The organism is Klebsiella sp. LY, from assembly GCF_004010915.1.
GTDB lineage: Bacteria > Pseudomonadota > Gammaproteobacteria > Enterobacterales > Enterobacteriaceae > Klebsiella > Klebsiella quasipneumoniae.
Window position 1 is genome coordinate 80993 of the sequence record NZ_CP022444.1, and the last position, 24042, is coordinate 105034.

The 24042-nt window shown below is 60.2% G+C and carries 21 protein-coding genes, 1 pseudogene and 1 riboswitch; of the genes and pseudogenes, 12 read left to right on the forward strand and 10 right to left on the reverse strand.

The window, feature by feature from the left end:
- Positions 1-61: 61 nt before the first annotated feature.
- The 3 genes and pseudogenes from puuE to CE636_RS03155 all read right to left on the reverse strand — a co-directional run bounded on the left by puuE (position 62) and on the right by CE636_RS03155 (position 2466).
- Positions 62-961: an allantoinase PuuE gene (gene puuE, locus CE636_RS03145; protein ID WP_223171644.1), complete on the reverse strand. Its 900-nt coding sequence runs from the start codon at positions 959-961 to the stop codon at positions 62-64.
- Positions 879-1750: pseudogene (gene hpxA, locus CE636_RS03150) on the reverse strand (allantoin racemase). Before hpxA ends, puuE begins: the two are co-directional and overlap by 83 nt.
- Positions 1750-2466, reverse strand: coding sequence for a GntR family transcriptional regulator (locus CE636_RS03155; RefSeq protein ID WP_002905523.1), 717 nt, complete (start codon positions 2464-2466; stop codon positions 1750-1752). The pseudogene hpxA and the gene CE636_RS03155 overlap by 1 nt, the downstream one beginning before the upstream one ends.
- A 145-nt stretch (positions 2467-2611) precedes the next feature.
- Here CE636_RS03155 and CE636_RS03160 point away from each other — a divergent pair, with 145 nt between their 5' ends.
- Together CE636_RS03160 and guaD are read left to right on the forward strand one after the other, a co-directional pair.
- A complete protein-coding gene (locus tag CE636_RS03160; RefSeq protein WP_017900250.1) occupies positions 2612-4108 on the forward strand; it encodes an NCS1 family nucleobase:cation symporter-1 in 1497 nt (498 codons plus the stop codon).
- Between the two features lie 102 nt (positions 4109-4210).
- Entirely contained in the window at positions 4211-5521 is a 1311-nt protein-coding gene (gene guaD, locus CE636_RS03165; protein WP_017900249.1) for a guanine deaminase, read from the forward strand.
- A gap of 117 nt (positions 5522-5638) precedes the next feature.
- Here guaD and CE636_RS03170 read toward each other — a convergent pair whose 3' ends face one another.
- Both CE636_RS03170 and CE636_RS03175 read right to left on the reverse strand, forming a co-directional pair.
- Positions 5639-6580, reverse strand: coding sequence for a hypothetical protein (locus CE636_RS03170; RefSeq protein ID WP_017900248.1), 942 nt, complete (start codon positions 6578-6580; stop codon positions 5639-5641).
- Between the two features lie 121 nt (positions 6581-6701).
- On the reverse strand, positions 6702-7952 hold the full coding sequence (locus CE636_RS03175; protein ID WP_017900247.1) for a sensor domain-containing diguanylate cyclase: 1251 nt from the start codon (positions 7950-7952) through the stop codon (positions 6702-6704).
- A 397-nt stretch (positions 7953-8349) separates the two neighbouring features.
- On the opposite strand from CE636_RS03175, the gene CE636_RS03180 reads away from it, so the two are divergent.
- From CE636_RS03180 to CE636_RS03190, 3 genes are all read left to right on the forward strand, one after another.
- Entirely contained in the window at positions 8350-9390 is a 1041-nt protein-coding gene (locus tag CE636_RS03180) for a LacI family DNA-binding transcriptional regulator (protein WP_020481012.1), read from the forward strand.
- Between the two features lie 190 nt (positions 9391-9580).
- Positions 9581-10504, forward strand: a complete 924-nt coding sequence (locus CE636_RS03185; RefSeq protein WP_017900245.1) for a TIM barrel protein — start codon at positions 9581-9583, stop codon at positions 10502-10504.
- A 13-nt stretch (positions 10505-10517) separates the two neighbouring features.
- Positions 10518-11690, forward strand: a complete 1173-nt coding sequence (locus CE636_RS03190; RefSeq protein ID WP_017900244.1) for a Gfo/Idh/MocA family protein — start codon at positions 10518-10520, stop codon at positions 11688-11690.
- A gap of 36 nt (positions 11691-11726) precedes the next feature.
- Here the strand turns inward: CE636_RS03190 and CE636_RS03195 are convergent, their stop codons facing one another.
- The 5 genes from CE636_RS03195 to CE636_RS03210 all read right to left on the reverse strand — a co-directional run bounded on the left by CE636_RS03195 (position 11727) and on the right by CE636_RS03210 (position 16183).
- Positions 11727-12833 carry a DUF4056 domain-containing protein gene (locus tag CE636_RS03195; protein ID WP_004202562.1) on the reverse strand — a complete coding sequence of 369 codons (1107 nt, stop codon included), beginning with the start codon at positions 12831-12833 and terminating at the stop codon, positions 11727-11729.
- A gap of 36 nt (positions 12834-12869) precedes the next feature.
- Complete coding sequence (locus CE636_RS29555; RefSeq protein ID WP_323053111.1) at positions 12870-13064, reverse strand: hypothetical protein; 195 nt, start codon at positions 13062-13064, stop codon at positions 12870-12872.
- Positions 13046-14026, reverse strand: coding sequence for an IS5-like element ISKpn26 family transposase (locus CE636_RS03200; RefSeq protein ID WP_000019473.1), 981 nt, complete (start codon positions 14024-14026; stop codon positions 13046-13048). Before CE636_RS03200 ends, CE636_RS29555 begins: the two co-directional genes overlap by 19 nt.
- Positions 14027-14098: 72 nt before the next feature.
- Positions 14099-15043 carry a lipoprotein gene (locus CE636_RS03205; RefSeq protein ID WP_004202566.1) on the reverse strand — a complete coding sequence of 315 codons (945 nt, stop codon included), beginning with the start codon at positions 15041-15043 and terminating at the stop codon, positions 14099-14101.
- 18 nt (positions 15044-15061) lie between these two features.
- Positions 15062-16183: a BamA/TamA family outer membrane protein gene (locus tag CE636_RS03210; protein ID WP_017900559.1), complete on the reverse strand. Its 1122-nt coding sequence runs from the start codon at positions 16181-16183 to the stop codon at positions 15062-15064.
- Between the two features lie 220 nt (positions 16184-16403).
- A riboswitch (TPP riboswitch) is annotated at positions 16404-16505 on the forward strand.
- A 68-nt stretch (positions 16506-16573) separates the two neighbouring features.
- Here CE636_RS03210 and CE636_RS03215 point away from each other — a divergent pair.
- From CE636_RS03215 to CE636_RS03245, 7 genes are all read left to right on the forward strand, one after another.
- Positions 16574-17269 carry a TenA family protein gene (locus CE636_RS03215; protein WP_017900558.1) on the forward strand — a complete coding sequence of 232 codons (696 nt, stop codon included), beginning with the start codon at positions 16574-16576 and terminating at the stop codon, positions 17267-17269.
- A complete protein-coding gene (locus tag CE636_RS03220; RefSeq protein ID WP_017900557.1) occupies positions 17266-17994 on the forward strand; it encodes an ABC transporter ATP-binding protein in 729 nt (242 codons plus the stop codon). Before CE636_RS03215 ends, CE636_RS03220 begins: the two co-directional genes overlap by 4 nt.
- Positions 17991-18731, forward strand: coding sequence for an ABC transporter permease (locus CE636_RS03225; RefSeq protein WP_017900556.1), 741 nt, complete (start codon positions 17991-17993; stop codon positions 18729-18731). Before CE636_RS03220 ends, CE636_RS03225 begins: the two co-directional genes overlap by 4 nt.
- Positions 18732-18755: 24 nt before the next feature.
- Positions 18756-19691, forward strand: coding sequence for an ABC transporter substrate-binding protein (locus CE636_RS03230; protein ID WP_004202574.1), 936 nt, complete (start codon positions 18756-18758; stop codon positions 19689-19691).
- A gap of 306 nt (positions 19692-19997) precedes the next feature.
- Positions 19998-21383, forward strand: coding sequence for a diaminobutyrate--2-oxoglutarate transaminase (locus CE636_RS03235; RefSeq protein ID WP_004202575.1), 1386 nt, complete (start codon positions 19998-20000; stop codon positions 21381-21383).
- A 9-nt stretch (positions 21384-21392) separates the two neighbouring features.
- Positions 21393-22874, forward strand: a complete 1482-nt coding sequence (locus tag CE636_RS03240) for a pyridoxal phosphate-dependent decarboxylase family protein (RefSeq protein ID WP_025999270.1) — start codon at positions 21393-21395, stop codon at positions 22872-22874.
- A 211-nt stretch (positions 22875-23085) separates the two neighbouring features.
- The gene (locus CE636_RS03245) at positions 23086-23991 is read left to right on the forward strand and encodes a LysR substrate-binding domain-containing protein (protein WP_025999269.1); all 906 of its coding nucleotides are present in this window, start codon (positions 23086-23088) and stop codon (positions 23989-23991) included.
- The last annotated feature ends 51 nt before the right edge of the window (positions 23992-24042 follow it).

Here is a 24042-nt window from a genome sequence, read left to right on the forward strand (position 1 = left end):
AAGAGTCGCGATCGGGTGATGCCCTCTCCCCGGGGAGAGGGTCAGGAAAAGGGGCAGCAGGCTACCCGCGATACGGATGAACCTCGCGCCAGTGGTCGGCGATCTGCTGCCGGGTGCAGACCCACACCTTGTCGTGCTGCTGGATATAGTCGAGGAATCGCTGCAGCGCGCGGAAACGACCCGGACGCCCAAGCAGCCGGCAGTGCATCCCCACGGACATCATCTTCGGCGCGGTTTCTCCCTCGGCGTACAGTACGTCAAAGCTGTCTTTCAGATAGGTATAAAACTGCTCCGCGGTGTTGAACCCCTGGGCGGTGGCAAAGCGCATGTCGTTGGCGTCGAGGGTATAAGGCACGATCAGGTGCGGTCGGCGGCTGCCGTCGCTGCAGGCCACTTCGCTCCAGAAGGGTAAATCATCGCCGTAATAATCACTGTCATAGTCAAAGCCGCCGTGCTCCACCACCAGCTGGCGGGTGTTGGGACTGTCGCGGCCGGTATACCAGCCGGTGGGCGGCTTGCCGAACAGGTCGGTCAGCACCTGCACCGCTTTGTGCAGATGCTCGCGCTCCTCGGCGATATCCATGTGCTGATAGTGGATCCAGCGCCAGCCGTGGCTGACCACATCGTAATCCGCGGCCTTGATCGCCGCCACAATCTCCGGATGGCGCGCCAGCGCCATCGCCACGCCGAAAACCGTCAGCGGCAGTCCTCGCTGGCTGAATTCGCGATGGATGCGCCAGAACCCGGCCCGACTGCCGTACTCATAGAGCGAGTCCATCGACATATGACGCGCCGGATAGCTGGCGGCGCCGATGATATCTGACAGGAACTGTTCCGAACCCGCATCGCCATGCAGGACGTGATTCTCCGCGCCTTCCTCATAGTTGAGGACGAACTGCACCGCGATCCGCGCCCCGCCCGGCCAGCGCGCGTGCGGCGGCTGCCCTGCATAACCTCGCAGATCGCGAGGATAGTGTTCCTGGTTCTCAAGCATCTTCTGCCCCTTTTAAAATGGATTTAACGACTGAAATTGCCCGCTTAACGCCTTTTTCTCCGGGAACGCTAAGTCCCCGTGCTTGCTGGTCGCCAGGCCCAGCGCGACCAGCGACTCCACCATCTTCACCGCCGCGCTGACGCCATCGATCACCGGCACCCGCAGCTCGCGGGTCAGCTCCTGCGCCAGGGTCGCCATCCCGCCGCAGCCAAGGACTATCGCCCCGCTGCCATCCTCTTTCAGCGCGCGAATGCAGCGCTCGCGCACTTTCTCCTGCGCCAGGCCGCTGCCGTCTTCCAGCGCCAGCACCGGTAAATCAATGGCGTGCAGCGCCGCGCAGTGTTGATGAAATCCGTACTGGTGCAGTAAATGACGGGCGATGATCAGCGTGCGCGGCAGCGTGGTCACAATGGAGAAACGGGTGGCGACCATCGTCGCCATATGCATCGCCGCTTCCGCAATGCCGATCACCGGCCCCTGGGCCAGTTCGCGCGCTGCCAGCAGCCCCGGGTCGCCGAAGCAGGCGATCACATGTCCATCCACCCCCTGCTCGCGTCCGGCCCTGATCTGCTCCAGCACACCGACCGCTGCGATGGCTTCGTCAAAATGGCCCTCAATTGACGGCACGCCGGCGCGAGGACAGACCGCAAGGATCTCGGTGCCCGGCGCGGCGACCGCGCGCGCGGCGGCGCCTATCGTTTCGGTCATCGCCAGGCTGGTGTTGGGGTTTATCACTTGTATACAAACAGAAGACATCACGACTCCTTGTGACCGGCGAACAGCCGGGAAAAATCGGGCAGGCTGACGCCATCGCGCTCGAAGCACAGGCTGGCGACAATATGATCAAAATGGTGCATCAGCGCCTCGCTGAGCGGCTGCAGGGCTTTATCCCGCAGCAAACCGACCAGCTGCTGGTGATCGTCGCAGCGACAGCCCTGGCGCCAGGGTGCGCCCCAGGCGGCAATCACTAACGAGGAGCGCTGGCTGAGGCGGGTCACCATCTCAGTGAGCACCGGGTTGCCGGAGATAGCCTGCAGCTGAATGTGAAAGTCAGCGGAGTGGCGGATGGCCGCCGGGCCGTCGTGCGCCTCATGAGCCTGCTGCTCACGCTGAATAATGTTCTCCAGCGCCGCCAGATGCGGCGGCTGACAGCGCGCGATCACATCGGGCAGATTCGCGACCTCAAGCAGCGCCCGGGTGCGAAAGATCGCCTGGGACTCTTCCACGCTCGGGCTGGTGACGTGTGCACCACGTTTGGGCGTTAATGTGACCAGTTGCACAGCGGCGAGTCGTTGCAGCACTTTTCTGATGCCGGTGCGGCTCACGGCGAACACTTCCGCCAGCGCCTCTTCCGGCAGTTTGCTGCCCGGCGGCAGCTGATGTTCGACGATAGCCGTCATCAGCGCCTGGTAAATGCTTTCGTCCTTATCCTGCAGCGCTGGCGCGGCCTGGAGACGATGTTCATTATTCATTAACCCACTCCGGTTTCACTTATCGATAGCAGATCGTATACATAAAATTTATTTTTTGTATACAATATTCATCATTCTGGCCTGGATCCTGCAATAGCCTCAGCAATCCATATCAAAAGGGTTTTCATTCAGAGGAGCAGGTTTCATGCCACATTCATCCCACACGCAGCAGACGAAGACTCACGAGGCGGCCGCCAGCTACAGTCCGCGGCTATGTAATGACGATCTGGCGCCCACCCGCGACCAGAACTGGAGCTGGTACAATATCTTTTCATTCTGGATGTCGGACGTGCACAGCATGGGCGGCTACGTGGTGGCGGCAAGCTTTTTTACGCTTGGCCTGGCCAGCTGGCAGGTTCTGCTCTGCCTGCTGGTGGGCATCTGTATTGTGCAGCTGTGCGCTAACCTGGTGGCGAAGCCCAGCCAGATGGCCGGGGTGCCTTACGCGGTGATCTGTCGTCAGGCGTTCGGTGTCTTCGGCGCCAATATCCCCGCAGTGATCCGCGGGCTAATCGCCTTCGCCTGGTACGGTATTCAAACCTATCTGGCGGCGAACGCCCTGATGCTGGTCCTGCTCAAGTTCTGGCCCTCCCTTGCCGCGCTGACCAGCAGCAGTTTCCTCGGGCTGTCGACGCTCGGCTGGCTCTGCTTCGCCACCATGTGGCTGCTGCAGGCGATGGTGTTCTGGCACGGCATGAACGCCATCAAGCGTTTTATCGATATCGCCGGTCCGGCGGTGTATGTGGTGATGCTGGCCCTGGCCGGCTGGATTGTATACAAGACCGGTCTGGATGGGATCTCCTTTACCCTCGCCAGCAAATCCCTCAGCGCTGGCGAGCAGACCTGGCAGATGATCACCGCCACGGCGCTGGTCGTCTCTTACTTCTCCGGGCCGCTGCTCAACTTCGGCGACTTTTCCCGCTACGGCAAAAGCATGGGCGAGATCCGCCGCGGCAACCGCTGGGGGCTGCCGTTCAACTTCCTGCTGTTCTCGGTGGTCACCGTGGTGATAGTCTCCGGCACCCAGTCGCTGTTCGGCAAAATGATCACCGATCCAATTGAAACCGTCAGCCGCGTGGGCAACGATCTGGCGGTGGCCATCGGCCTGCTGACCATGATCACCGCCACTATCGGCATCAATATTGTGGCTAACTTTGTCTCGCCAGCCTTCGATTTTTCTAACTGCGCGCCGCAGAAAATCAGCTTCCGCGCCGGCGGGATGATCGCCGCGGTGGGCTCGATACTCCTGACGCCGTGGAATCTGTTTAACTCACCGGAGCTGATCCACTATACCCTCGACGTGCTGGGTGCCTTTATTGGCCCGCTGTTTGGCATCCTGATCGCCGACTTCTATCTGATCAAACGCGGCCGGGTGTCGGTGGACGACCTGTTTGACGATACGCCGAAGGGTAAATACTGGTACCGCAACGGCTTTAACCCGAAAGCCATTGCCGCCCTGCTGCCGTCGGTGGGCCTGGGGCTGATTATCAGCTTTATTCCGGCCCTGCATGAAGTGGCGAACTTCAGCTGGTTTATCGGCGTCTTCCTCGGCGCGACCACCTACCGCTGGCTGGCTCGCGACGAGCGCGAAGTGCAGGCGAAAGCCGCCTTCCGCTCCGGCGCGGTGGCGCAAAAAGAGTAACCTTCCCCCTTCTCCCGCGGCGTCTGGCCGCGGCAGGCTGCAAACTGGCACCAATCTTGCTGTTTATCACTATTCCCAGAGCGTTAAGAGAAGGCAGGTTCGATGATGGATTACCAGACCGCGGTGCGCGGTGCATTTTTTGATATCGCCGGCGTGGCGGAGACCCCGGATGAGGTGGCCGCCCAGGCCCGCTATCTCGATGATGGCCTGTTGTTCTTACAGGACGGGAAAATTGTCGCGCTCCTGCCATGGCGGGAGGGTGAAGCCTTTCTGCATCCGCTGAAGGGCTATGTCAACCTGCGGGGCAAGCTGCTGTTGCCGGGGTTCGTCGATGCCCACGTCCACTATCCGCAGACCGAGATGATCGGCGCCTTTGGCGAACAGCTGCTGGAGTGGCTTACCACTTACACCTTCCCGGTGGAGAGCCAGTTTGCCGATGCGGAGTATGCCCAGGAGATAGCGCAGTTTTTTGTAAATCAATTGATAAGCCATGGCACCACCACCGCGCTGGTGTTTTGTACCCTGCATCCGGCCTCGGTGGAGGCGTTATTTAGCGAAGCGCTGCGCCTCAATATGCGCCTGATCGCCGGGAAAGTGATGATGGATCGCCATGTGCCCGACTACCTGTGCGAAACCGCCGGGGAGAGCTACGAGCAGACCCGGGGGCTGATCCGCCGCTGGCATCAGCGTGGCAGGCTGGGGTATGCCATTACCCCGCGCTTTGCTCCCACCTCGACGCCGGCGTTGCTGGAGGCGGTGCAGCGTCTGCGGGCCGAGTTTCCCGATACCTGGCTGCAGACGCATCTCAGTGAAAACCGCGAGGAGATCGCCTGGGTTAAGCAGCTGTGGCCGGAGCATGCGCGCTATCTGGATGTCTATCATCACTATCAGCTCACCGGCGAACGCAGCGTATTTGCTCACGGGATCCATCTTGATGATGCCGAGTGGCAGTGCCTGCATGACACCGGTTCCGCTGTCGCCTTCTGTCCGACCTCGAATCTGTTTCTCGGCAGCGGGTTGTTTCGCCTGCCCGCCTGCTGGCAGCACCAGGTGCGGATGGGTATCGGCAGCGACGTCGGGGCCGGGACCACCTTCAGCATGCTGCGGACGCTGGGCGAGGCCTACAAGGTAGGACAACTGCAGAGCTATCGCCTGCGCGCCAGCGAGGCCTTCTATCACGCCACCCTCGGCGGCGCGCGCGCCCTGCGGCTGGAAGAGAAGATTGGCAATTTTCAGCCGGGCAAAGAGGCCGACTTTGTGGTGATTGACCCGGCGGTCACTCCGCTGCAGCGTCTGCGGATGGGCCGCTGCCATGATATTCATGAGCAGCTGTTCGTACTGATGACCCTGGGTGATGAGCGTAATATCAGCGAGACGTGGGTGAACGGCGAGCGGGTGTGGTGTCAGGATTAACCCTCACCAGGGGGGAGAGGGAACCGTCAGGCAGCGGGGGCGGTTATTGTCCCCCTTCGCCCTGGTCTCTCCCGGGGGTAAGAAGGCGCTGGCCGGCGGCAGCTGGGTTAATGGCCTTCAAAAACTCATCGCCAGTCCAACGCCATAGCCCGTGGTGTTATTGCCGAACATATAGCGCGCCACCAGCCGGGTGCGGGTGATAAAGACCGGGTATTTACTGCTGTCCAGCTCGAGGCCAATCCCCAGCGACGTTAAACCGGAGAAGCCCAGCGCCCCTCGCTGTTCGCCCAGATATGCAGTATGCGCCCCCTCCAGCACGTAGCGCAGCGGGTTGCCCAGCAGCGTCCAGTCAGCGATCGGCGCGCGGCGGCGCAGATACAGACCGAGATTCTCCGCGCTGGCCTCCCCCTGCACCACCTCGGCGCTGCTGCCGAAACTTTGCAGATGCATATAGGAGTAACGCAGCTCGGCATCAATATCCTGGGTGGCGGAGAAGCGTTCATAATCCAGCATCAGCGCCCCGCCGAGCCCCCATGCATTGAACCGACCGCCGTCGAGGAACTGCAGTTCGGCGTTGGTTTTTCGCTCAATTACCCAGCTGCCGAGGCGCGCATCGCTGGCCAGGGTGCCGAGCATCACATTGACGATCGGCCGCAGCACCAGGTTGCCACCAAAGCGATCCCGGTGCAGCGAAAAATCCCAGCCGACGCCGCCGGTGGTGGTCAGGCTGTTCCACTTGGTGGGCACATTCCGCGTCTGTTCGCCATTGCTGACCACAAAACGCGGGTCGTAACGGCTGTAGCCCATCGTTCCTTCGAGATAGAGAGGAAACGACTCGCTCAGGGTCGCCCCGCCGCCAAACTGGGTAATGGCCAGGTTGTGTTTGTCGTTGCTCCCGGAGCCGATATTGAGATCGCTGGCGGTCACGTCGGGGACCACGGTATAGCTCATCAGGGTCAGGACAGCATCGGCACGCTGCTTGATGGCGTGACCGTTCGCCGCCAGCGTCGCCGGCGCAGAAAGAAAAACTACCGACAGGACAACGAGAAAACGCACCATGAGTCGCATGCCACCTCAGCCGCAGGCAAACAAGATTACCGCCCGAATCAGCAGGCAGGACTCCCCTGAGTATAGCCGGCGAGTCTGCCTGCGCATCAGACGGCGATAAATAGCGCCACCTCTATTCTGACCGCCCGGAATGGGCCGCTACGTTTTCCGACGGCAAGCGCGTTACCCGGTTGCGTCCGTCATTTTTCGCCGCATACAGCGCTTTATCGACGCGGTAAAACAGCTGATCAATCGCTTCGCCATCATGATGCTCGGCAACGCCAATGCTGACGGTGACCGACAGCGTCTGATATTCGCTGATCGCCTGACGGATAGCCTCCGCCACCATCAGCGCGCGGGCGATCGGCGAATGAGGCAAAAAGAGCAGAAACTCCTCGCCTCCCCAGCGATATATCTTATCTTCGCGGTCCACCGAGGTTTCCAGAATGCGGGAGATCACCAACAGGACTTCATCGCCTTTTTGATGACCGTGAATATCATTAATACTTTTGAAATGATCGATATCGATTAGCAGCAGACAAAAACCATGGCCGATAAACGACGGCGCATCGACGAGCCGGTAAAACTCGCGGCGATTGAGCAGTCCGGTTAAGGGATCGTGGGCGGCGGAAAATTCCAGCTCTTTTTTCAGAAGCACTTCTTCGGTGATATCGTGAATGATGCATAACATCAGCCGAATATTATATAGCACCACCGGCCCGGCATAGGTTTGAACATGGCGCAGCGAGCCGTCAGCCAGAATATGAGTAAAATTAAGCGGCTTATGCCCGCCGGGCATATTGGCAATGTTATTCATAATAGGGATCACATCCCGGCCCAGGGTATTAATTTGCCAGGTATGTTTAGTGCGCATTTCCTCATCGGAATAATGATAAAAGCGCAGCGCGGCAATATTGGCATCGACAATCCGGCCCTCTTTCTGAGGATCGATCAACAGCATCGGTGCGGTATTGGTCATAAAAAAGCGGGCAAAAAAGCCATTGTTCCGCCGCTGGTAGCGGCGGGAGCCGGTATGAATCGACTGATTTTGCGCGAGCAGCTTCACCGCTTCGAATAACAGTAAGGTGCCGCTGTCCTCGGTCTCGACCAGGGTGGTTTTACAATATACCGACTGCAACCCTTTGGCGGTCTGCAGCGTCCAGACTTCAAATATCTCAGTCATCGCGTCGAGATAGCGCAGATAATGCTGCAGCTGCGTTTCCGGGCAGGTGGAATAGATACCGTTGCGCATCTCATTCAGCGACATATCGCCGCTCAGCGTCCGGGAAGCCTGATTGGCATAGACCACACACTCTGTAAAAGGATGGACTACCCAGATCGGCGTGCTTAATACATCAAAAACAGCCAGCTCTTTTAATAACATACAGGCCCCAAACCGACCCACTCCCGGCGCGGAACGGCACATTATTCAGTGCAGCCCTGACGCTGGCATAAAGTGATAGCAAAAAGTCATCGAGTAAACGTCATTACGCGCGTGCGCGGCAAGTATAGTCGGTTACAGGCCCAGCGACGCCCATCCGGAGCGACTTTGCGCACGGTTTAACCGACAAAGACGACACTGCCTTTATTATTAATTTTATTTCAATAGCATAGCAGCAATGCCAGAACAGGTAGTCGCTTTTGATCACAGACTGTGTATACCCGTCACACTTTACGCGGCAGGAACGCAGGCTTGTGCCGTGGCACGCAGATTGTCGCTGTTCTGCTCAGCGTTACCGTGATAGTTTCTATCATAACGCTCATTTTTAATGGTCATCACAGTGAAAAAATCCACCAGCAAAATCACGCTTTCCGACATAGCGCGTGAAGCTAACGTCGGCGTGGCCACCGTCGACCGGGTACTCAACAAGCGCGCGGCGGTGAAGGAATCGACCGCGTACCGCGTGCTGGAGGCCGCCCGGCGGCTGGGGTTTACGCTCGAACAGCCGCACTATCGCCTGGCCGCCGGCAAAGCGCCGGTTACCGTCAGAATGGGCTTTATTCTGCTGCAGGAGACCCACTCCTTCTACCTGCCGCTGGCAAGGGCGCTGGCAAGAGAGGCCGCGCCGTGGCTACCGGCAGGCGAGACACCGGCGATCCTGCATTTTGCCATTGATGCGGTGGAAGCAATGGCCCAGGCCATTCACCGGCTCAGCGATGAGGTGGAGGTGCTCGGCCTGGTGGCGCTGGATCACCCGCTGATTCGCCATGCGGTGGGCCGGGCCGCCGCCCGCGGCGTTCGCGTATTCACTCTACTTTCAGATCTGTCGGTTCCCCAGCGCAGCGGCTATATCGGCCTCGATAACCAAAAAGCCGGGCGCACCGCCGCCTGGTTTATCGACCGCTTATGCCGTGGCGAAGGCGAAATAGCCATTATCATTGGCGATAATCGTTTTACCTGTCAGGAAAGCTGTGAGATCAGCTTCCGCTCCTGCCTGCGTGAGCAGGGTAAAGGGCAGCAGATCCTCGAGCCGGTTCGCAGCCACGAACGGGCGGATGTCGCCAGAAGCGTAACGGAAAAGCTGCTCAGCCAGTACCCGGCCCTGCAGGCGATCTATGCTCCCTGCGGCGGCGTCGAAGGAATTGTCGGGGCACTGCGCGACAGCGGCCGCCAGCAGGCCGTCACCCTGGTCTGCCATGGCCCGCTAAGCGGCAGTGAACTGGCGCTGATCGACGGCACCATCGATGTCATTCTCAACCACCGGCTGGATGACCTGGCCGCCGCCACCCTGCGCGCCATGACGGAAGCCGTTTCGCGGCCGCCCAGCGACGTGATTTCGCACCCTCAGCTTTTCGATATCATCACCAAAGAAAATATGTAAACACTCGCCCCGTCGCCAACGGGGCTGCCTCACGCCTGAACCACGCCTCGCCTCATTTTGATAAATAACTATCAAAAACAACCTCAATATAAATCATGATGGCCATCATAAAATCATCATTCCAATATTGTTGGCTATGAAATTTTCATTCAATACTCTGCGGCATCCCCTGTGAAAAAAGGAAGCCGACATGACACATCCTATCGCCAACGCCCCCTGCAGCTGGGGTGTGGATGACCCGAAAAACCCTGACCTTCCCGCCTGGGCTACCGTGCTGAAGGAGGCGGCGCAGGCCGGGTATCGCAGCATCGAGCTCGGCCCGTGGGGCTACCTGCCCACCGACCCGTCCAGCCTGCGCGCGGCGCTGGACCAGCATCAGCTGTCGCTGGTCGCCGGGACGATCTTTGACGATCTGGTGAGCGAGGCCCATTACCCCACTCTGGAGGCGCTGACCCATCAAATATGCCGCAATCTGTCTCAGGTTCCGGCCGCCGAACCTATCCCGGGGCACCCTTTCCAGCCGCCCTATCTGGTGATTATCGACTTCGGCAACCCCGAGCGGGCGCGATTTGCCGGACGCAGCGCGCTGGCTCCGCGCCTCAATGACCAGGACTGGCAGCGGATGATGGCGCACATTAGCGCCCTCAGCACCCTCGCCTGGCGGGAGTACGGTGTGCGGGCGGTTATTCATCCCCACGCCGGGGGCTGCATCGAATTTGCCGATGAAATCGAGCGGCTGGCCAACGATATCCCGCACGACGTGGCGGGGTTGTGTCTGGATACCGGGCATCTCTACTACGCCGGAATGGATCCGCTCACCTGGCTGGATCGCTATTACGCGCGACTCGACTATCTGCACTTCAAGGATGTGGATCCGCAGGTTTACCAGCGCGCCATCGCCGAAGGCATCGACTTTTTCACCGCCTGCGCCGAAGGGGTGATGTGCCCGCTCGGCAGCGGCGCCATTGACTACCCGGCCATTAACGATTTCCTTGCCCGTCGCGGCTATCAGGGCTGGATAACCATTGAACAAGAGCGTGATCCGCGCCATGCCGCAGGCAGCCTGCAGGCGGTCACGGAGAGCCTGCGCTATCTGCGCGACGTTGGATTCTGACAGGAGACACCCCATGATTAACGGTTTAAGACCTCTCGATCGCACCCTGCGCTGGGGCATGGTCGGCGGCGGCGGCGGCAGCCAGATCGGCTATATTCACCGCTCTGCCGCCCTGCGCGATAACACCTTTGCGCTGCTGGCAGGCGCCTTTGATATTGATGCCGAACGCGGGCGCCAGTTCGGCCAACAGCTGGGGGTGGATCCCGATCGCTGTTACGCCGACTACCAGAGTCTGTTTCGCGGCGAGGCTGCCCGCCCGGACGGTATTCAGGCCGTGTCGATTGCCACGCCGAATAACACCCATTATGCCATCTGCCGGGCGGCGCTGGAGGCCGGGCTGCACGTGGTGTGCGAAAAGCCGCTGTGCTTCAGCAGCGAAGAGGCGGACGACCTGGTGGCCCTCAGCCAGCGGCAGCACAAAATCATCGGCGTGACCTACGGCTATGCCGGTCATCAGCTTATCCTCCAGGCCCGGCAGATGATCGCCGACGGACTGCTGGGCAACATCCGTATCGTCAATATGCAGTTTGCTCATGGCTTCCACGCCCAGCCGGTGGAGCAGGAAAACGCCAGTACCCGCTGGCGGGTCGATCCCCGCTTCGTCGGCCCCAGCTATGTGCTGGGGGATTTAGCCACCCACCCGCTGTTTCTGGTCGAAACCATGGCCCCGCAGCTGAAGATCGCCCGGCTGATGTGCGCCAGACAAAGCTTCGTCAAAAGCCGCGCGCCGCTGGAGGATAACGCGCAGGTGCTGATGGAGTATGACAACGGTGCCATCGGCTCGCTGTGGAGCTCCGCCGTTAACTGCGGCTCCATGCACGGGCAAAAGGTGCGCATCGTGGGAGAAAAGGCCAGTCTCGAATGGTGGGATGAACAGCCCAACCAGCTGCGTTACGAGGTGCAGGGCGAACCAGCGCGCATTCTGGAGCGCGGCATGGATTATCTTGATCCGCTGGCGCGTCAGGATGATCGCATCGGCGGTGGTCACCCGGAGGGGCTGTTCGAGGCCTGGTCGAATCTCTATCGCCGCTTCGCCATCGCTATGGACGCTGCGGACCGGCGCGACGAAGCGCTGCTGGCCGACTTCTGGTATCCGGACGCCCGCGCCGGGGCGTTCGGCGTCCGCTGGGTGGAAAACTGCGTGCGCTCGGCCGACAACGGCGCATGCTGGGTCGACTTCCGCTAACTCGCCGGCTCAGGGCCTCGCCCTGAGCCTTCCACGCTACTTTTCAATGCGCGCCAGCTGGGTTTTATCGGCCTCGCGGGCGCGATCGGCCAGCCCCTGAAACGCTGCGGCGCCATAGTATTGCTCGGGCGCCGGCAGAGCCTGCATATCGTGCCCCGGGTAGATCTGCAGCTCGCCGAGGTCGCGCAAGCGGAATCCCGCCACCTGCGACGGCATGGTCAGGCGATATGGCGGCATGGTTTCGAAAGGGACCGGCGTCGGCAGCCGGTTTTCCTGCAGGTCGTAATTACGCTTCAGCACCAGAAACTTATCCGGCACCCGTCGGCGACTGTTCCACCAGTCGCCATCGATCCGCTGGAACATCGCTTCCGTCTCCCCTCGCGTGGCCACCATCAGCCGGGTCAGCGCCTTTTTCAGCGCCGCCTCCATGGCCTGATTATACGCTTCCACTGACCCGCCATGGCCGCTAAGGATGACGTTAATCGCCAGCCTGGCGCCCAGTAAATTGGAATAGAGATCTTCCGGCGAAAACGCGGAGATCTCCTCAGAAAACCCCGGCACCGACTGGAAGCCATACCACTGGGCGATCTCATGCCACTGGGCGATTTCGAAGGCCAGATGCCCGGCGAGCCAGGCCGCCAGCTGATAGCGCTGCCTGACGCCCGGCGGCGGCGTAAAGGCATTGAGCTGAACGCGGCGCACCCCCAGCTCTTCGCTGTAGAATATGCGCCCCGCCTGGCCCAGCGTCGGCGAAATGCGATTGAACAGATAAAAGGTGTAATCCGCCGTGTCGCGCACATGGGCAATATCGATAAACCCGCCGCGACGGGTATAAATAAGCCCGTTTTGCTCCTCGCTCAGTCCCAGCAGATTTTTCACCGCCCCGAGCGCGCTGTCGTTGTAATGGTGCTTGCCCAGAGAATCCAGAGTCAGCACGTTACCAATCTGGTACACCGGGATGGGGATGCCCACCGCCCGCACGTGCAGGTCGTAACCAAAGGCGCAGCATGGCCGCAGCGATTCCGGCGGCGACAGCTCGCCCAGGGTGGGCACCGGATGGATCGCCGTCACCGCGGGCAATACCGGGTCCTGCGCCAGCGCCGGCAGCGCCAGCGCGAATAACAGCCATAAGGCTTTACGCATCAACAGCCTCTCCACAGCAACAAAAGAACGCGCATCTTACCGGCAGACGGCGCCTGCAGGTTTAGGGAAGGTGCGAATAAGCAGGTCATTTCTTCCCAAGCTGACTCGCTGATTAAAATTTCGCGGATCTGGGCCGATTTTTTTCCCGCAAACACATCGAATCAGCCTATTTAGGCTATTTTTTCCACCATTTCTGGCGTTATTTCCGGTTTTTACTGAGATCTCTCCCACTGACGTATCATTTGGTCCACCCGAAACAGGTTGGCCAGGGTGAATAACATCGCCAGTTGGTTATCGTTTTTCAGCAGCCCTTTGTATCTGGCTTTCACGAAGCCGAACTGCCGCTTGATGATGCGAAACGGGTGCTCCACCCTGGCACGGATGCTGGCTTTCATGTATTCGATGTTGATGGCCGTTTTGTTCTTGCGCGGATGCTGCTTCAAGGTTTTTACCTTGCCGGGACGCTCGGCGATCAGCCAGTCCACATCCACCTCGGCCAGCTCCTCGCGCTGTGGCGCTCCTTGGTAGCCGGCATCGGCTGAGACAAATTGCTCCTCTCCATGAAGCAGATTACCCAGCTGATTGAGGTCATGCTCGTTGGCCGCGGTGGTGACTAGGCTGTGGGTCAGGCCACTCTTGGCATCGACACCAATGTGGGCCTTCATGCCAAAGTGCCACTGATTGCCTTTCTTGGTCTGATGCATCTCCGGATCGCGTTGCTGCTCTTTGTTCTTGGTAGAGCTGGGTGCCTCAATGATGGTGGCATCCACCAAAGTGCCTTGGGTCATCATGACGCCTGCTTCGGCCAGCCAGCGATTGATGGTCTTGAACAATTGACGGGCCAGTTGATGCTGCTCGAGCAGGTGGCGGAAATTCATGATGGTGGTGCGATCCGGCAGGGCGCTATCCAGGGATAATCGGGCAAACAGGCGCATGGAGGCGATTTCGTACAGGGCATCTTCCATGGCACCGTCGCTCAGGTTGTACCAATGCTGCATGCAGTGAATACGCAGCATGGTCTCCAGCGGATAGGGCCGTCGGCCATTGCCCGCCTTGGGATAAAACGGCTCGATGACTTCCACCATGTTTTGCCATGGCAGAATCTGCTCCATGCGGGAGAGGAAAATCTCTTTTCGGGTCTGACGGCGCTTAGTGCTGAATTCACTATCGGCGAAGGTGAGTTGATGGCTCATGATGTCCCTCTGGGATGCGCTCCGGATGAATATGATGATCTCATATCAGGAACTTGTTCGCACCTTCCTTAGTTAAAAGCGGTATTCACCGGAGACAAAGAAGCTATTGCGGTCGTTAAAACCGAATTCAGTCAGCACGTTAAAGTTTTTGGTGACTTCATACTGGGCGCCAATCAGCATATTCCACGGCGAGGTCAGCTTTTGCTTAACGTCGAATTTGCCCTCGCCGTCTTTATTGACCGCGGCAATTAGGGGCTGCAGCTCTGGCGGCATGTGCAGGTCGGCGAGATCGCCCTTAAACTCCTGCTGCACGTCCTGATACATGCTGCCGACCCACAGGCTGAGATGGGACGGCCCGTCGATCCCCTGAAAACTGAAGCGGTAGCCGACGCGCGGCGAGACGGTGACCGCCGAAATGCTGCCGTCGAGGATATCGAAGTCGGTGCGGGTGTAGTTAGTATCCACCAACCCAAACCAGTTGCCGTAGCCGCCGGCGAGCGTAAAGCCGGTCCCCCAGGTGGTGCCTTTAAAATCAAGCGTAAAATCAATATTCTGCAGTTTTCCGCTTTGATAAAGCTGATGAACCGCGCCGGCGATGACCCGGTCCAGACCGCGAAACTGCGACGGATCTGAATCCACTGAGACCTGGGAGACGGACGACCCGCGGGTATGCCCCACCAGTCCGTATACGTTGAGGAACGGAAAGACCCACATATCAAGGCGCAGGTTTTCGGTTTTGCTCTTCTCGCGGGTGTGCCCGGCATCGATGGCGAACATATCGCTGGGAATGGGATGGTTGCCGAGCTTAAGCCCGGAAAAGGTAATACTGTCGACCATGATATCCTGTCGGATATTCATATAGCTCAGGTTGACGCCGTAAGGTAACGGAATGGAATATCCCCTGGCGCGAGCCTCCTCGCCCCAGATCGGAAAATAGCTGTCGCTCTCGTCCGGCTCCGCAGCCGACGTGCCCCAGGCCGCTAACAGCAGCGTTAACACCGCGCCGGATGATCTCATTTTTGTTCTCATGTGTAGTTATAAACCCGAACCGACATTGAAATAGACCGCCTGTTCATGCTCGCTGAACGCCATGTCAATCCCGGTACGTAAACCGTACTGTCGCGCGATCAGGTATCGAAAACCGGCCCCCCATGCCACCTCTGACTCTTCCCATAGCGTATCCGCCGCGTCAGCGGCGCTCCCGGCGCCAACGAATCCCTGCAGGAGCCAGCGCGGAGTAACCGCCCAGGCCAGCTGGGTTTGCGCCGTGGCCACGTAGTCGCCCTGATAGCGGTAGCGCGAAATCCCGCGCAACGCGATATAAGGACGCGCCATCGGCATCAGATGCTTATCATGGTGGGTTAAGGACTGATAATTGCCCGCGACCGCCAGGGTCAGCGTCTGGCTGAGCGGAATAAACACCTTTCCGTCCAGCGAAAAAGTGTTGTAGTGATAATCGCCCCCGAGCAGCGAACGGAAAAACCGATATTCACCCTTCAGCGCTAACCCACTCTGAGGATAGAAAATATTATCGGTAGTGTCATATTCCGCCACCACCCCCAGCGCCGAAGAGGTGCTGTTTTGCCCGAGCACCTGCTGCCACACCCGGTTGAGCCGTGGATTATCGGTAGAGACATCCGCCCGGGCATACACCTGGGAGGCCCCGAGGAACACCGGCGTGTCGCCCAGGCGAAACAGCAGCTTTTGCAGCGCGGCGACGCCTTTGGTCTGCGTCTGCACCGGTTTAGCATGGCTGAAGCCGCCGGTGTCGCCGGAATAGATATCCAGATTGACGTTAGCGTAGCCGGCGCCCGCCAGGTAACGAATGCGATCATGCTGCCAGGTGTGACGATGACCGCCGCCAATAAACCAGGTGCCATTCTGCGTGGCGGCCCCGCCAAAAGCGGTGAGCGGCGGAGGAATAAACTGCCCGCCCTCCCGGCTACCTTTGCCGTGTAAAAACAGGCCAAACAGTCCGCCACCATAGCCGATGGCCGGCTCGGTTATCGCCAGCGGCACCGGCAGAAAACCGTAACGGTTTTCTGCCAGATACTGACTCATGTCGAGCATGCCATCTTCCGCATCGAACAGATCGGCGGCATCGCCAGGCGGGCACAACAGGAACAGAAGCGCCAGCGTGGACAGCGGGAATTTCATGCTCACTCCAGGGCGTTGGGGCGCGCACGACACGCGTGGCGAACAGGATTATTACAACGGAATAAGGAAAATATAACGTAACCGGAGAACCCTCACCAACGCGCAGTGGCCTGTTTTTTGGGTATTTTTGGATAAAAAAGAGCTGGCCGTCACAGAAAGCCGCCTTCGCTCCGCCGGACGGCGCGATGATTGTATTCATAAGGTGAATGTCGTATAACATAGCGCTACCGAGGGGTGTCCCGTGAGGGCTGAGATGGCGCAAGCCGAACCCTTTGAACCTGATCTGGGTCATGCCAGCGAAGGGACGGGTCGGCAATTTTGCCAGCATTACCGCCATTGCCTGTTCACACCCCTGCACGCCCGGATCTCCCCTGCACAACTGGAGGTCCTGTGATTGTTCCCGCGTTTAGCCAAGGTCTTTATGGCCGTTTACGCCAGCTGGCCGCCGCTGACTGGCAGCACTATGTGGCGCACCCTTTCGTCCGGCAGCTCGCCGAAGGCATCCTTGCTGAAAGCGCATTTCGTCGCTATCTGACCCAGGATTATCTGTTTCTGATCCATTTCGCCCGCAGCTACGCGCTGCTGGTGAGTAAACTGCGCACGCTGCCAGAGATGCGCGCCGCGGCCGCCTCCATGAACGCCATTCTTAACGAAGTGCCGCTGCACGTCGGCTACTGTGCCCAGTGGGGCATTAGCGAACCGGAGATGGCCGCCCAGCCCGAAGCGCCGGAAACCATCAACTATACCCGCTACGTGCTGGATATCGGCCATTCAGGCGACGCGCTGGATCTGCTGGTCGCTCTAATGCCCTGCGTAGCGGGTTACGCCGAAATCGGTCTGGGCCTGCTGCATCACCCCACCACCCGACTGGACGACAATCCTTACGCCTCGTGGATCCGCAACTACGGCGATGAAGGCTATCTGCAGGGCGTCAGCGCCGCGCTGGCGCTGCTGGAGACCGTGTGGCAACAGCGTGGAAGCGAGTCCCGAATCACTGAACTGAGCGACATCTTCACCACCGCCACCCGCCTTGAGGCGCAGTTCTGGCAGATGGGGCTCAACGCCGCGGTGGAGTCCCGGGCGTGACGGCGCCAGGTATCGAGGTCCGCAATCTGAGCCTCCATTTCGGCGACCGCCGCCTGTTCGACAATCTGTCGCTGACGGTCCCCGGCGGCCAGTGGGTGTCGCTGCTCGGCGCCAGCGGGGCCGGAAAAACCAGCCTGCTGCGGGTCATGGCCGGCCTGGCCCTCGCCACCTGCGGGGAAGTGGTCGCCAGCGACGGCAAGCCGATACCCGGCCGCCTGGCGTGGATGGGGCAGAAAGATCTGCTTTATCCCTGGCTGAGCGTTCGGGAGAACGTCGCCCTCGGCGCGCGGCTGCGCGGTGAGAAAGTGGATCACGCCCGGGTCGCCACCCTGCTGGAACAGGTGGAGCTCGCCTCCTGCGCCGACGCCCGGCCGGCGACGCTCTCCGGCGGGATGCGTCAGCGCGCCGCGCTGGCCCGCACCCTGTATGAGGACCGGCCCATCGTGCTAATGGATGAGCCTTTCTCGGCGCTGGACACCCTCACCCGCACGCGCATTCAGACCCTCGCGGCCACTCTGCTGGCGGGGCGGACGGTGGTGCTGATCACCCACGATCCGCTGGAAGCCTGCCGGCTGAGCCACCGTCTGCTGGTCCTCTCGGCCGCCGACGGGGAGATCGACGACAGCCATCACCTCACCGGCGCGCCGCCGCGCGCGCCGGACGCGCCCGAGCTGTTGAACGCCCAGGCGGCGCTGCTGCAGCAGTTGATGAGGGCCCACTCATGAGCGGACGTCTCTGGCGCGGCGCCATGGTGTTCTGCGGACTGGTGCTTCTCTGGGAGCTGGCCAGCCGCAGCGGCATTCCGCGCTTTCTTTTACCCTCCCCGGCGGCGGTCGCCGAGGCGCTGTGGGTCAATCGCGCCTATCTCGGCTGGCACACGCTGATTACCCTCAGCGAGATCCTCAGCGGCCTGGCGCTGGGGGTGGCGCTCGGCGTCACGCTGGCGCTGGGCATGATCCTCTCCCCGCGCCTGCAGCGCTGGCTGATGCCGCTGGTGCTCACCAGCCAGGCGATCCCGGTCTTTGCCCTCGCCCCGCTGCTGGTGCTGTGGCTGGGGTTTGGCATGAGCGCCAAAGTGGCGATGGCGGTGCTGGTGATTTTCTTTCCCGTCACTTCCGCCTTCTTTGACGGCTTGCGACGGGTCAACCACGACTATCTCGATCTGGCGCGCAGCATGAACGCCTCCTTTGGCGCTCAGCTACGGCATGTCCGCCTGATGGCCGCCCTGCCGGCGCTGGGCTCGGGCCTGCGCATGGCGGCGGCGGTGGCACCCATCGGCGCCATTATCGGCGAATGGGTCGGCTCCGCCGAGGGACTGGGCTACGTCATGCTCAATGCCAACGCGCGGCTGCAAACCGATATCTGCTTCGCCGCGCTGTTTATTTTAGTGCTGCTGACCCTCTTCCTGTGGCTGGCGGTAGACACCCTGCTGCACCGGCTGATCGACTGGTCGCCGGAATAATCATGAAGTAATAAAGGAAAACAGATGAAAACGTCGCTTTTCGCCGGGGCAACCCTGACGGCGCTGCTCAGCGGTCACGCGCTGGCCAATGAACCGCTCACCCTGGTGCTGGACTGGTATATTAACCCCGACCATGCGCCGATTATGGTGGCCGAGCAGATCGGCGCCTTTAAGGCCCAGGGTCTGGACGTCAAGATTGTCCCTCCGTCGGATCCGGCGCTGCCGCCCCGTATGGTGGCCGCCCGTCAGGCAGACCTGGCCATCACCTACCAGCCGCAGGTGCACTTCTTCGCTGACGAAGGATTACCGCTGGTGCGCGTGGGCACCCTGATCAACTCGCCGCTGAATACGGTGATCGCCCTCGATAAGCAGATCAAAACCCCGGCGGATCTGCAAGGCAGGAAGGTGGGTTACTCGGTCAGCGGCATTGAGCAGGCCACCCTGGCGACCATGGCGCAGCATTCGGGGATCGATCCGGCCAGTATCAAGCTGGTCAACGTCAATTTTCAGCTGACCAGCGCTCTGCTGGCGGGCCAGGTGGACGCGGTCATCGGCGGCTATCGTAATATAGAAGCGCAGGAGCTGAAGCTGCAGGGCAAAGCTCCGGTGGTGATGAACGTCGAGGATTACGGCGTGCCGGCCTATGACGAGCTGGTGATTGTCGCCCACCGCGACGCGATTCATGAGGCGAAAATCCGTAAATTCCTCACCGCCCTGCAGGCCGGGGTCAGCTACCTGCGCGCCCATCCGCAGGAGAGCTGGGAGGCGTTCGCCGCCGCGCACCCGGAGCTGAAGACCGAGCTTAACCATCAGGCGTGGCTGCAAACCGTGCCGCTGTTCGCCACCGATCCGGCGGCGCTGGATAAAGCGCGCTATGACACTTACGAACAGTTTTTATATAACAATAAGTTGGTGAAAAAAGTTACACCTTTAACAAATTATGCGGTTGAGCTGCATTGACTCTTGCTATCGCTGACGGAAGGCTTTCCGTCAGCGCTTTAACGCAGCGGCAATAAAAATATAGAGACTTTCTCACTAATAATTACACTTTAAAGGGTTATCGTTACCTTGGGTTGTTTTATTATAATTCAGCAGGTTATGTTAATTTTTACCCCGGTAAGAATAGCGTCAAAATAACGCAATCAATAAAACGTTGAATGCGGATTTAAAAAGCCATATATTGTGCGCGCTTTATGAATGCCAATTCAATTCCTTACACCAATTATTCAACCAGCGTTCAACCGCAATGCTGGTTGTGGGAGTGATATGATGACGGATAAAGTCCGTATTGATACTTTACGTGCTGATTTATTAGACGCAAACAACGAAACCTTTTTGGCCCGTCAGGCCGAATTTGAATCGAATGTCAGGAGTTACCCGCGTAAGTTACCGCTGGCTATCACTAAAGCTGAAGGCGTGTGGCTGACGGATGCGGATAACAAACAGTACCTGGACTGCCTCGCCGGCGCCGGTACTCTCGCTCTGGGCCACAACCACCCTGATGTATTGCAGAGCATCCAAAGTGTCATTACCAGCGGCTTGCCGTTACATACTCTCGATCTGACTACCCCGTTAAAAGATCGTTTCTCCGAATACCTGCTCTCTTGCCTGCCGGGCGAAGGGAAAGAGTATTGCCTGCAGTTCACCGGTCCTTCCGGCGCTGACGCCGTGGAAGCGGCGCTGAAGCTGGCGAAAAAATACACCGGCCGTTCCGCGGTGATCAGCTTCTCCGGCGGCTATCACGGGATGACCCACGGCGCACTGTCGGTCACCGGCAACCTGTCGCCGAAAGCGGCGGTCAACGGCATGATGCCGGAAGTCCAGTTTATGCCTTACCCGCACCTGTACCGCTGCCCGCTGGGCATCGGCGGCGAAGCCGGCGTCAAAGCGCTAACCTACTACTTCGAAAACCTGATCAACGACGTGGAGAGCGGCGTCCGTAAACCGGCGGCGGTTATCCTCGAAGCCGTTCAGGGCGAAGGCGGCGTGAACCCGGCGCCGGTCGAGTGGCTGCAGCGCATCCGCAAAGTGACCGAAGAGCACGGCATTCTGCTGATCGTCGATGAAGTGCAGGCTGGCTTTGCCCGTACCGGTAAATTCTTCGCCTTCGAACACGCCGGTATTCAGCCGGACATCATCGTGATGTCGAAAGCGGTTGGCGGCGGTCTGCCGCTCGCGGTGCTGGGCATCAAAAAACAGTTCGACGCCTGGGAACCGGGTCACCACACCGGCACCTTCCGCGGCAACCAGCTGGCGATGGCTACCGGCCTGACCACCCTGCGTCACCTGCGCGACAACAAGATTGCCGACAAAGTCGCTGCCCAGGGCGAGTGGCTGAAAGGCAAACTGGCCGAGCTGCAGAAGCGCTACCCGGTCATTGGCCACGTACGCGGTCTCGGTCTGATGATCGGTATCGAAATCGTCAAGCCGAACGAAGCGCAGGATCACATGGGTTGCTACCCGGCTGACGGCGAACTCTCTGCCCTGCTGCAGAAGAAATGCTTTGAAGCGGGCCTGATTCTGGAGCGCGGTGGCCGCCACGGCTGCGTGCTGCGCCTGCTGCCGTCCCTGCTGATCAGCAACGCGGAACTGGATGTGTTCCTCGACAAATTTGAACAGGCCCTGCTGGCCGCCGGCGTAAAACCGGTCTGAGTGGAGTAAGTGACCACCATGTCCACATTGAATCCGATTCTTGCTGGTTCGGCGCAGAGCGTTGAGGCCTATCAGCAGGTTATCGAGCAGACCAGTCAGGCCGTTGTGCAGTGGCTGAAGCAACCTGAGATGTATCAGGGGAAAAGCGTTGACGAACTGCGTGAGCGTATCTCCCTTGAGTTTAACGAACAGGGTTTGGGTAACCAGGCGGCGATTGACCGTGCAATCGAGTACTTCCTGAAAGACAGTCTGTCGGTGCATCACCCGCAGTGCGTGGCGCACCTGCACTGCCCGAGCCTGGTGATTAGCCAGGCGGCGGAAGTGTTGATCAACGCCACCAACCAGAGCATGGACTCCTGGGACCAGAGCCCGTCGGCGACCATCATTGAGATGAAGCTGATCGAGTGGCTGCGCGCCCGGGTCGGCTATCCGGCAGGCGACGCCGGCGTCTTCACCAGCGGCGGCACCCAGAGCAACTTGATGGGGCTGATGTTGGCGCGCGACGCCTTCTTCGCCCGTCAGGGACACTCCATCCAGCAGGATGGGCTGCCGGGGGATATCCGCAAGTACAAAGTACTGTGCTCCGAAAACGCCCACTTCTCGGTGCAGAAGAACATGGCGCTGATGGGGCTCGGCTACCGCTCGGTCACGCTGGTGAAAACCGACGAATTCGCGCGGATGGACGTGGCCGATCTGCAGGCGAAGATTGCGCAAGCGCAGGCTAACGGCGAGCAGATCATGGCGATCGTCGCCACCGCCGGGACCACCGACGCGGGGGCTATCGACCCGCTGCGCGACATCGCCGGTATCGCCGCGGAGCATCAGATCTGGCTGCACGTTGACGCGGCCTGGGGCGGCGCGCTGCTGCTGTCTGAGCAGTATCGCGACTACCTTGACGGTCTGGAGCTGGTGGATTCCGTTACCCTGGACTTCCACAAGCAGTTCTTCCAGACCATCAGCTGCGGTGCCTTCCTGCTGAAGGATGCCCGCCATTACGAGCTGATGCGTTATCAGGCGGCCTATCTGAACTCCGAGTTCGATGAAGAACACGGCGTGCCGAACCTGGTCTCCAAATCGCTGCAGACCACCCGCCGCTTCGATGCCCTGAAGCTGTGGATGGGCCTCGAAGCGCTGGGGCAGAAACAGTATGCGGCGATCATCGATCACGGCGTCACCATGGCGAAAAACGTCGCGGAGTACGTGAAGTCGCAGCCGACGCTGGAGCTGGTGATGCAGCCGCAGCTGGCGAGCGTGCTGTTCCGTTCCCGTCCGGCGCAGATGGCGCAGAGCGACGCGGCGGCTATCGCCCTGCTCAACCAGCGCGTCGGCGACGCCCTGCTGGCTTCCGGCCGAGCCAACGTCGGCGTGACCGAGCACAACGGCGTTACCTGCCTGAAGCTGACCCTGCTGAACCCGGTGGTGACGCTGGATGATGTGAAGGTCCTGCTGAGCCTGGTGGAGCGCACCGCTCAGGAGCTGCTGGCGCAATAATCTGCCTGAGCGAGGCGCCGCCTGTCGCCCCGCTCAGCGGCCAGCCCTGCCTGCACTAAGCCGATAAGTTCCCTTATCGGCTTTTTTTATGCCTGCCTGCGCGACTGGCGCGCTTCTACGCTTCTCGCCGCAGGGTCCGTTGACGCCTTCCCGCCGCGATGCCACAGTAAGGTCCCGATAATGGCAATCGCCAGAATCTAACGTCCCGGTAATAAGGATGATAATGGAGAAACGCTTACCCGGCCTCGATCTCGACGCCCTGCGCAGCTTTGTGACCGGCATGGAGTGCGGCAGCTTCGCCCTGGCGGCGCAGCGTCTGGCGCGCTCCACCTCCGCCGTCAGCGCCCAGCTTAAAAAGCTGGAGGGCCAGTGCGGCGCCGCGCTGGTGGTTAAGCAGGGGCGGCACCTGGCGCTGACCGCGGAAGGCGAAAAGTTAATGAGCTACGCCAGACGGCTGCTGGCGCTCAATGATGAAACCCTGCGCGCACTGCAGGGCGAGCGGCTCACCGGCGAAATTCACCTTGGCATGCAGGAAGATTTTGGCGAATCGCTGATGCCGGGGATCCTTGGGCAGTTTACCCGCCACAATCCGCAGGTACGGATAGTCGCGAGGGTGGATCGCAATGGCCCGCTGCGCCAGGCGCTGGCGGAGGAGACGCTGGATCTGGCGCTGCTGTGGCAAACCGAAGATCAGGGTTCGGGGCTGGGCCGCTGTCCGCTGGCGTGGATTGCGCATCCTGACTTTGACGTTCGCGCGCTGCTGGCGTCCGGCGAGCCGCTGCCGCTGGTGATGTTCGACAGCCCGTGCCTGATGCGTTCCCGCGCCATTGCCTGTCTCGATGCCGCTGGGATCCCCTGGCAGGTGGTGTTCGTCAGCCACAGCCTGAGCGGCATCTGGGCGGCGGTGCAGGCTGGCCTGGGGCTGACGGTTCGCACCCGCATCGGCATGCCCGGCAATCTGCGCCCCGCCGGCGGACTGCTGCCATCCCCTGGCAGTCTGGCCGTCAGTCTGCAACAAACCCCGCGTCAGGAACCCCATTCCGCCGCGGTCGCGCTGCTCGGCGAACTGATGACCGAGGCCCTGCAGGGGTGGGTTGAAGGTGACAGTGTCACGTAAATTTCCCTCACCCTAGCCCTCTCCCGGAGGGAGAGGGAACCGTTCGGCAGT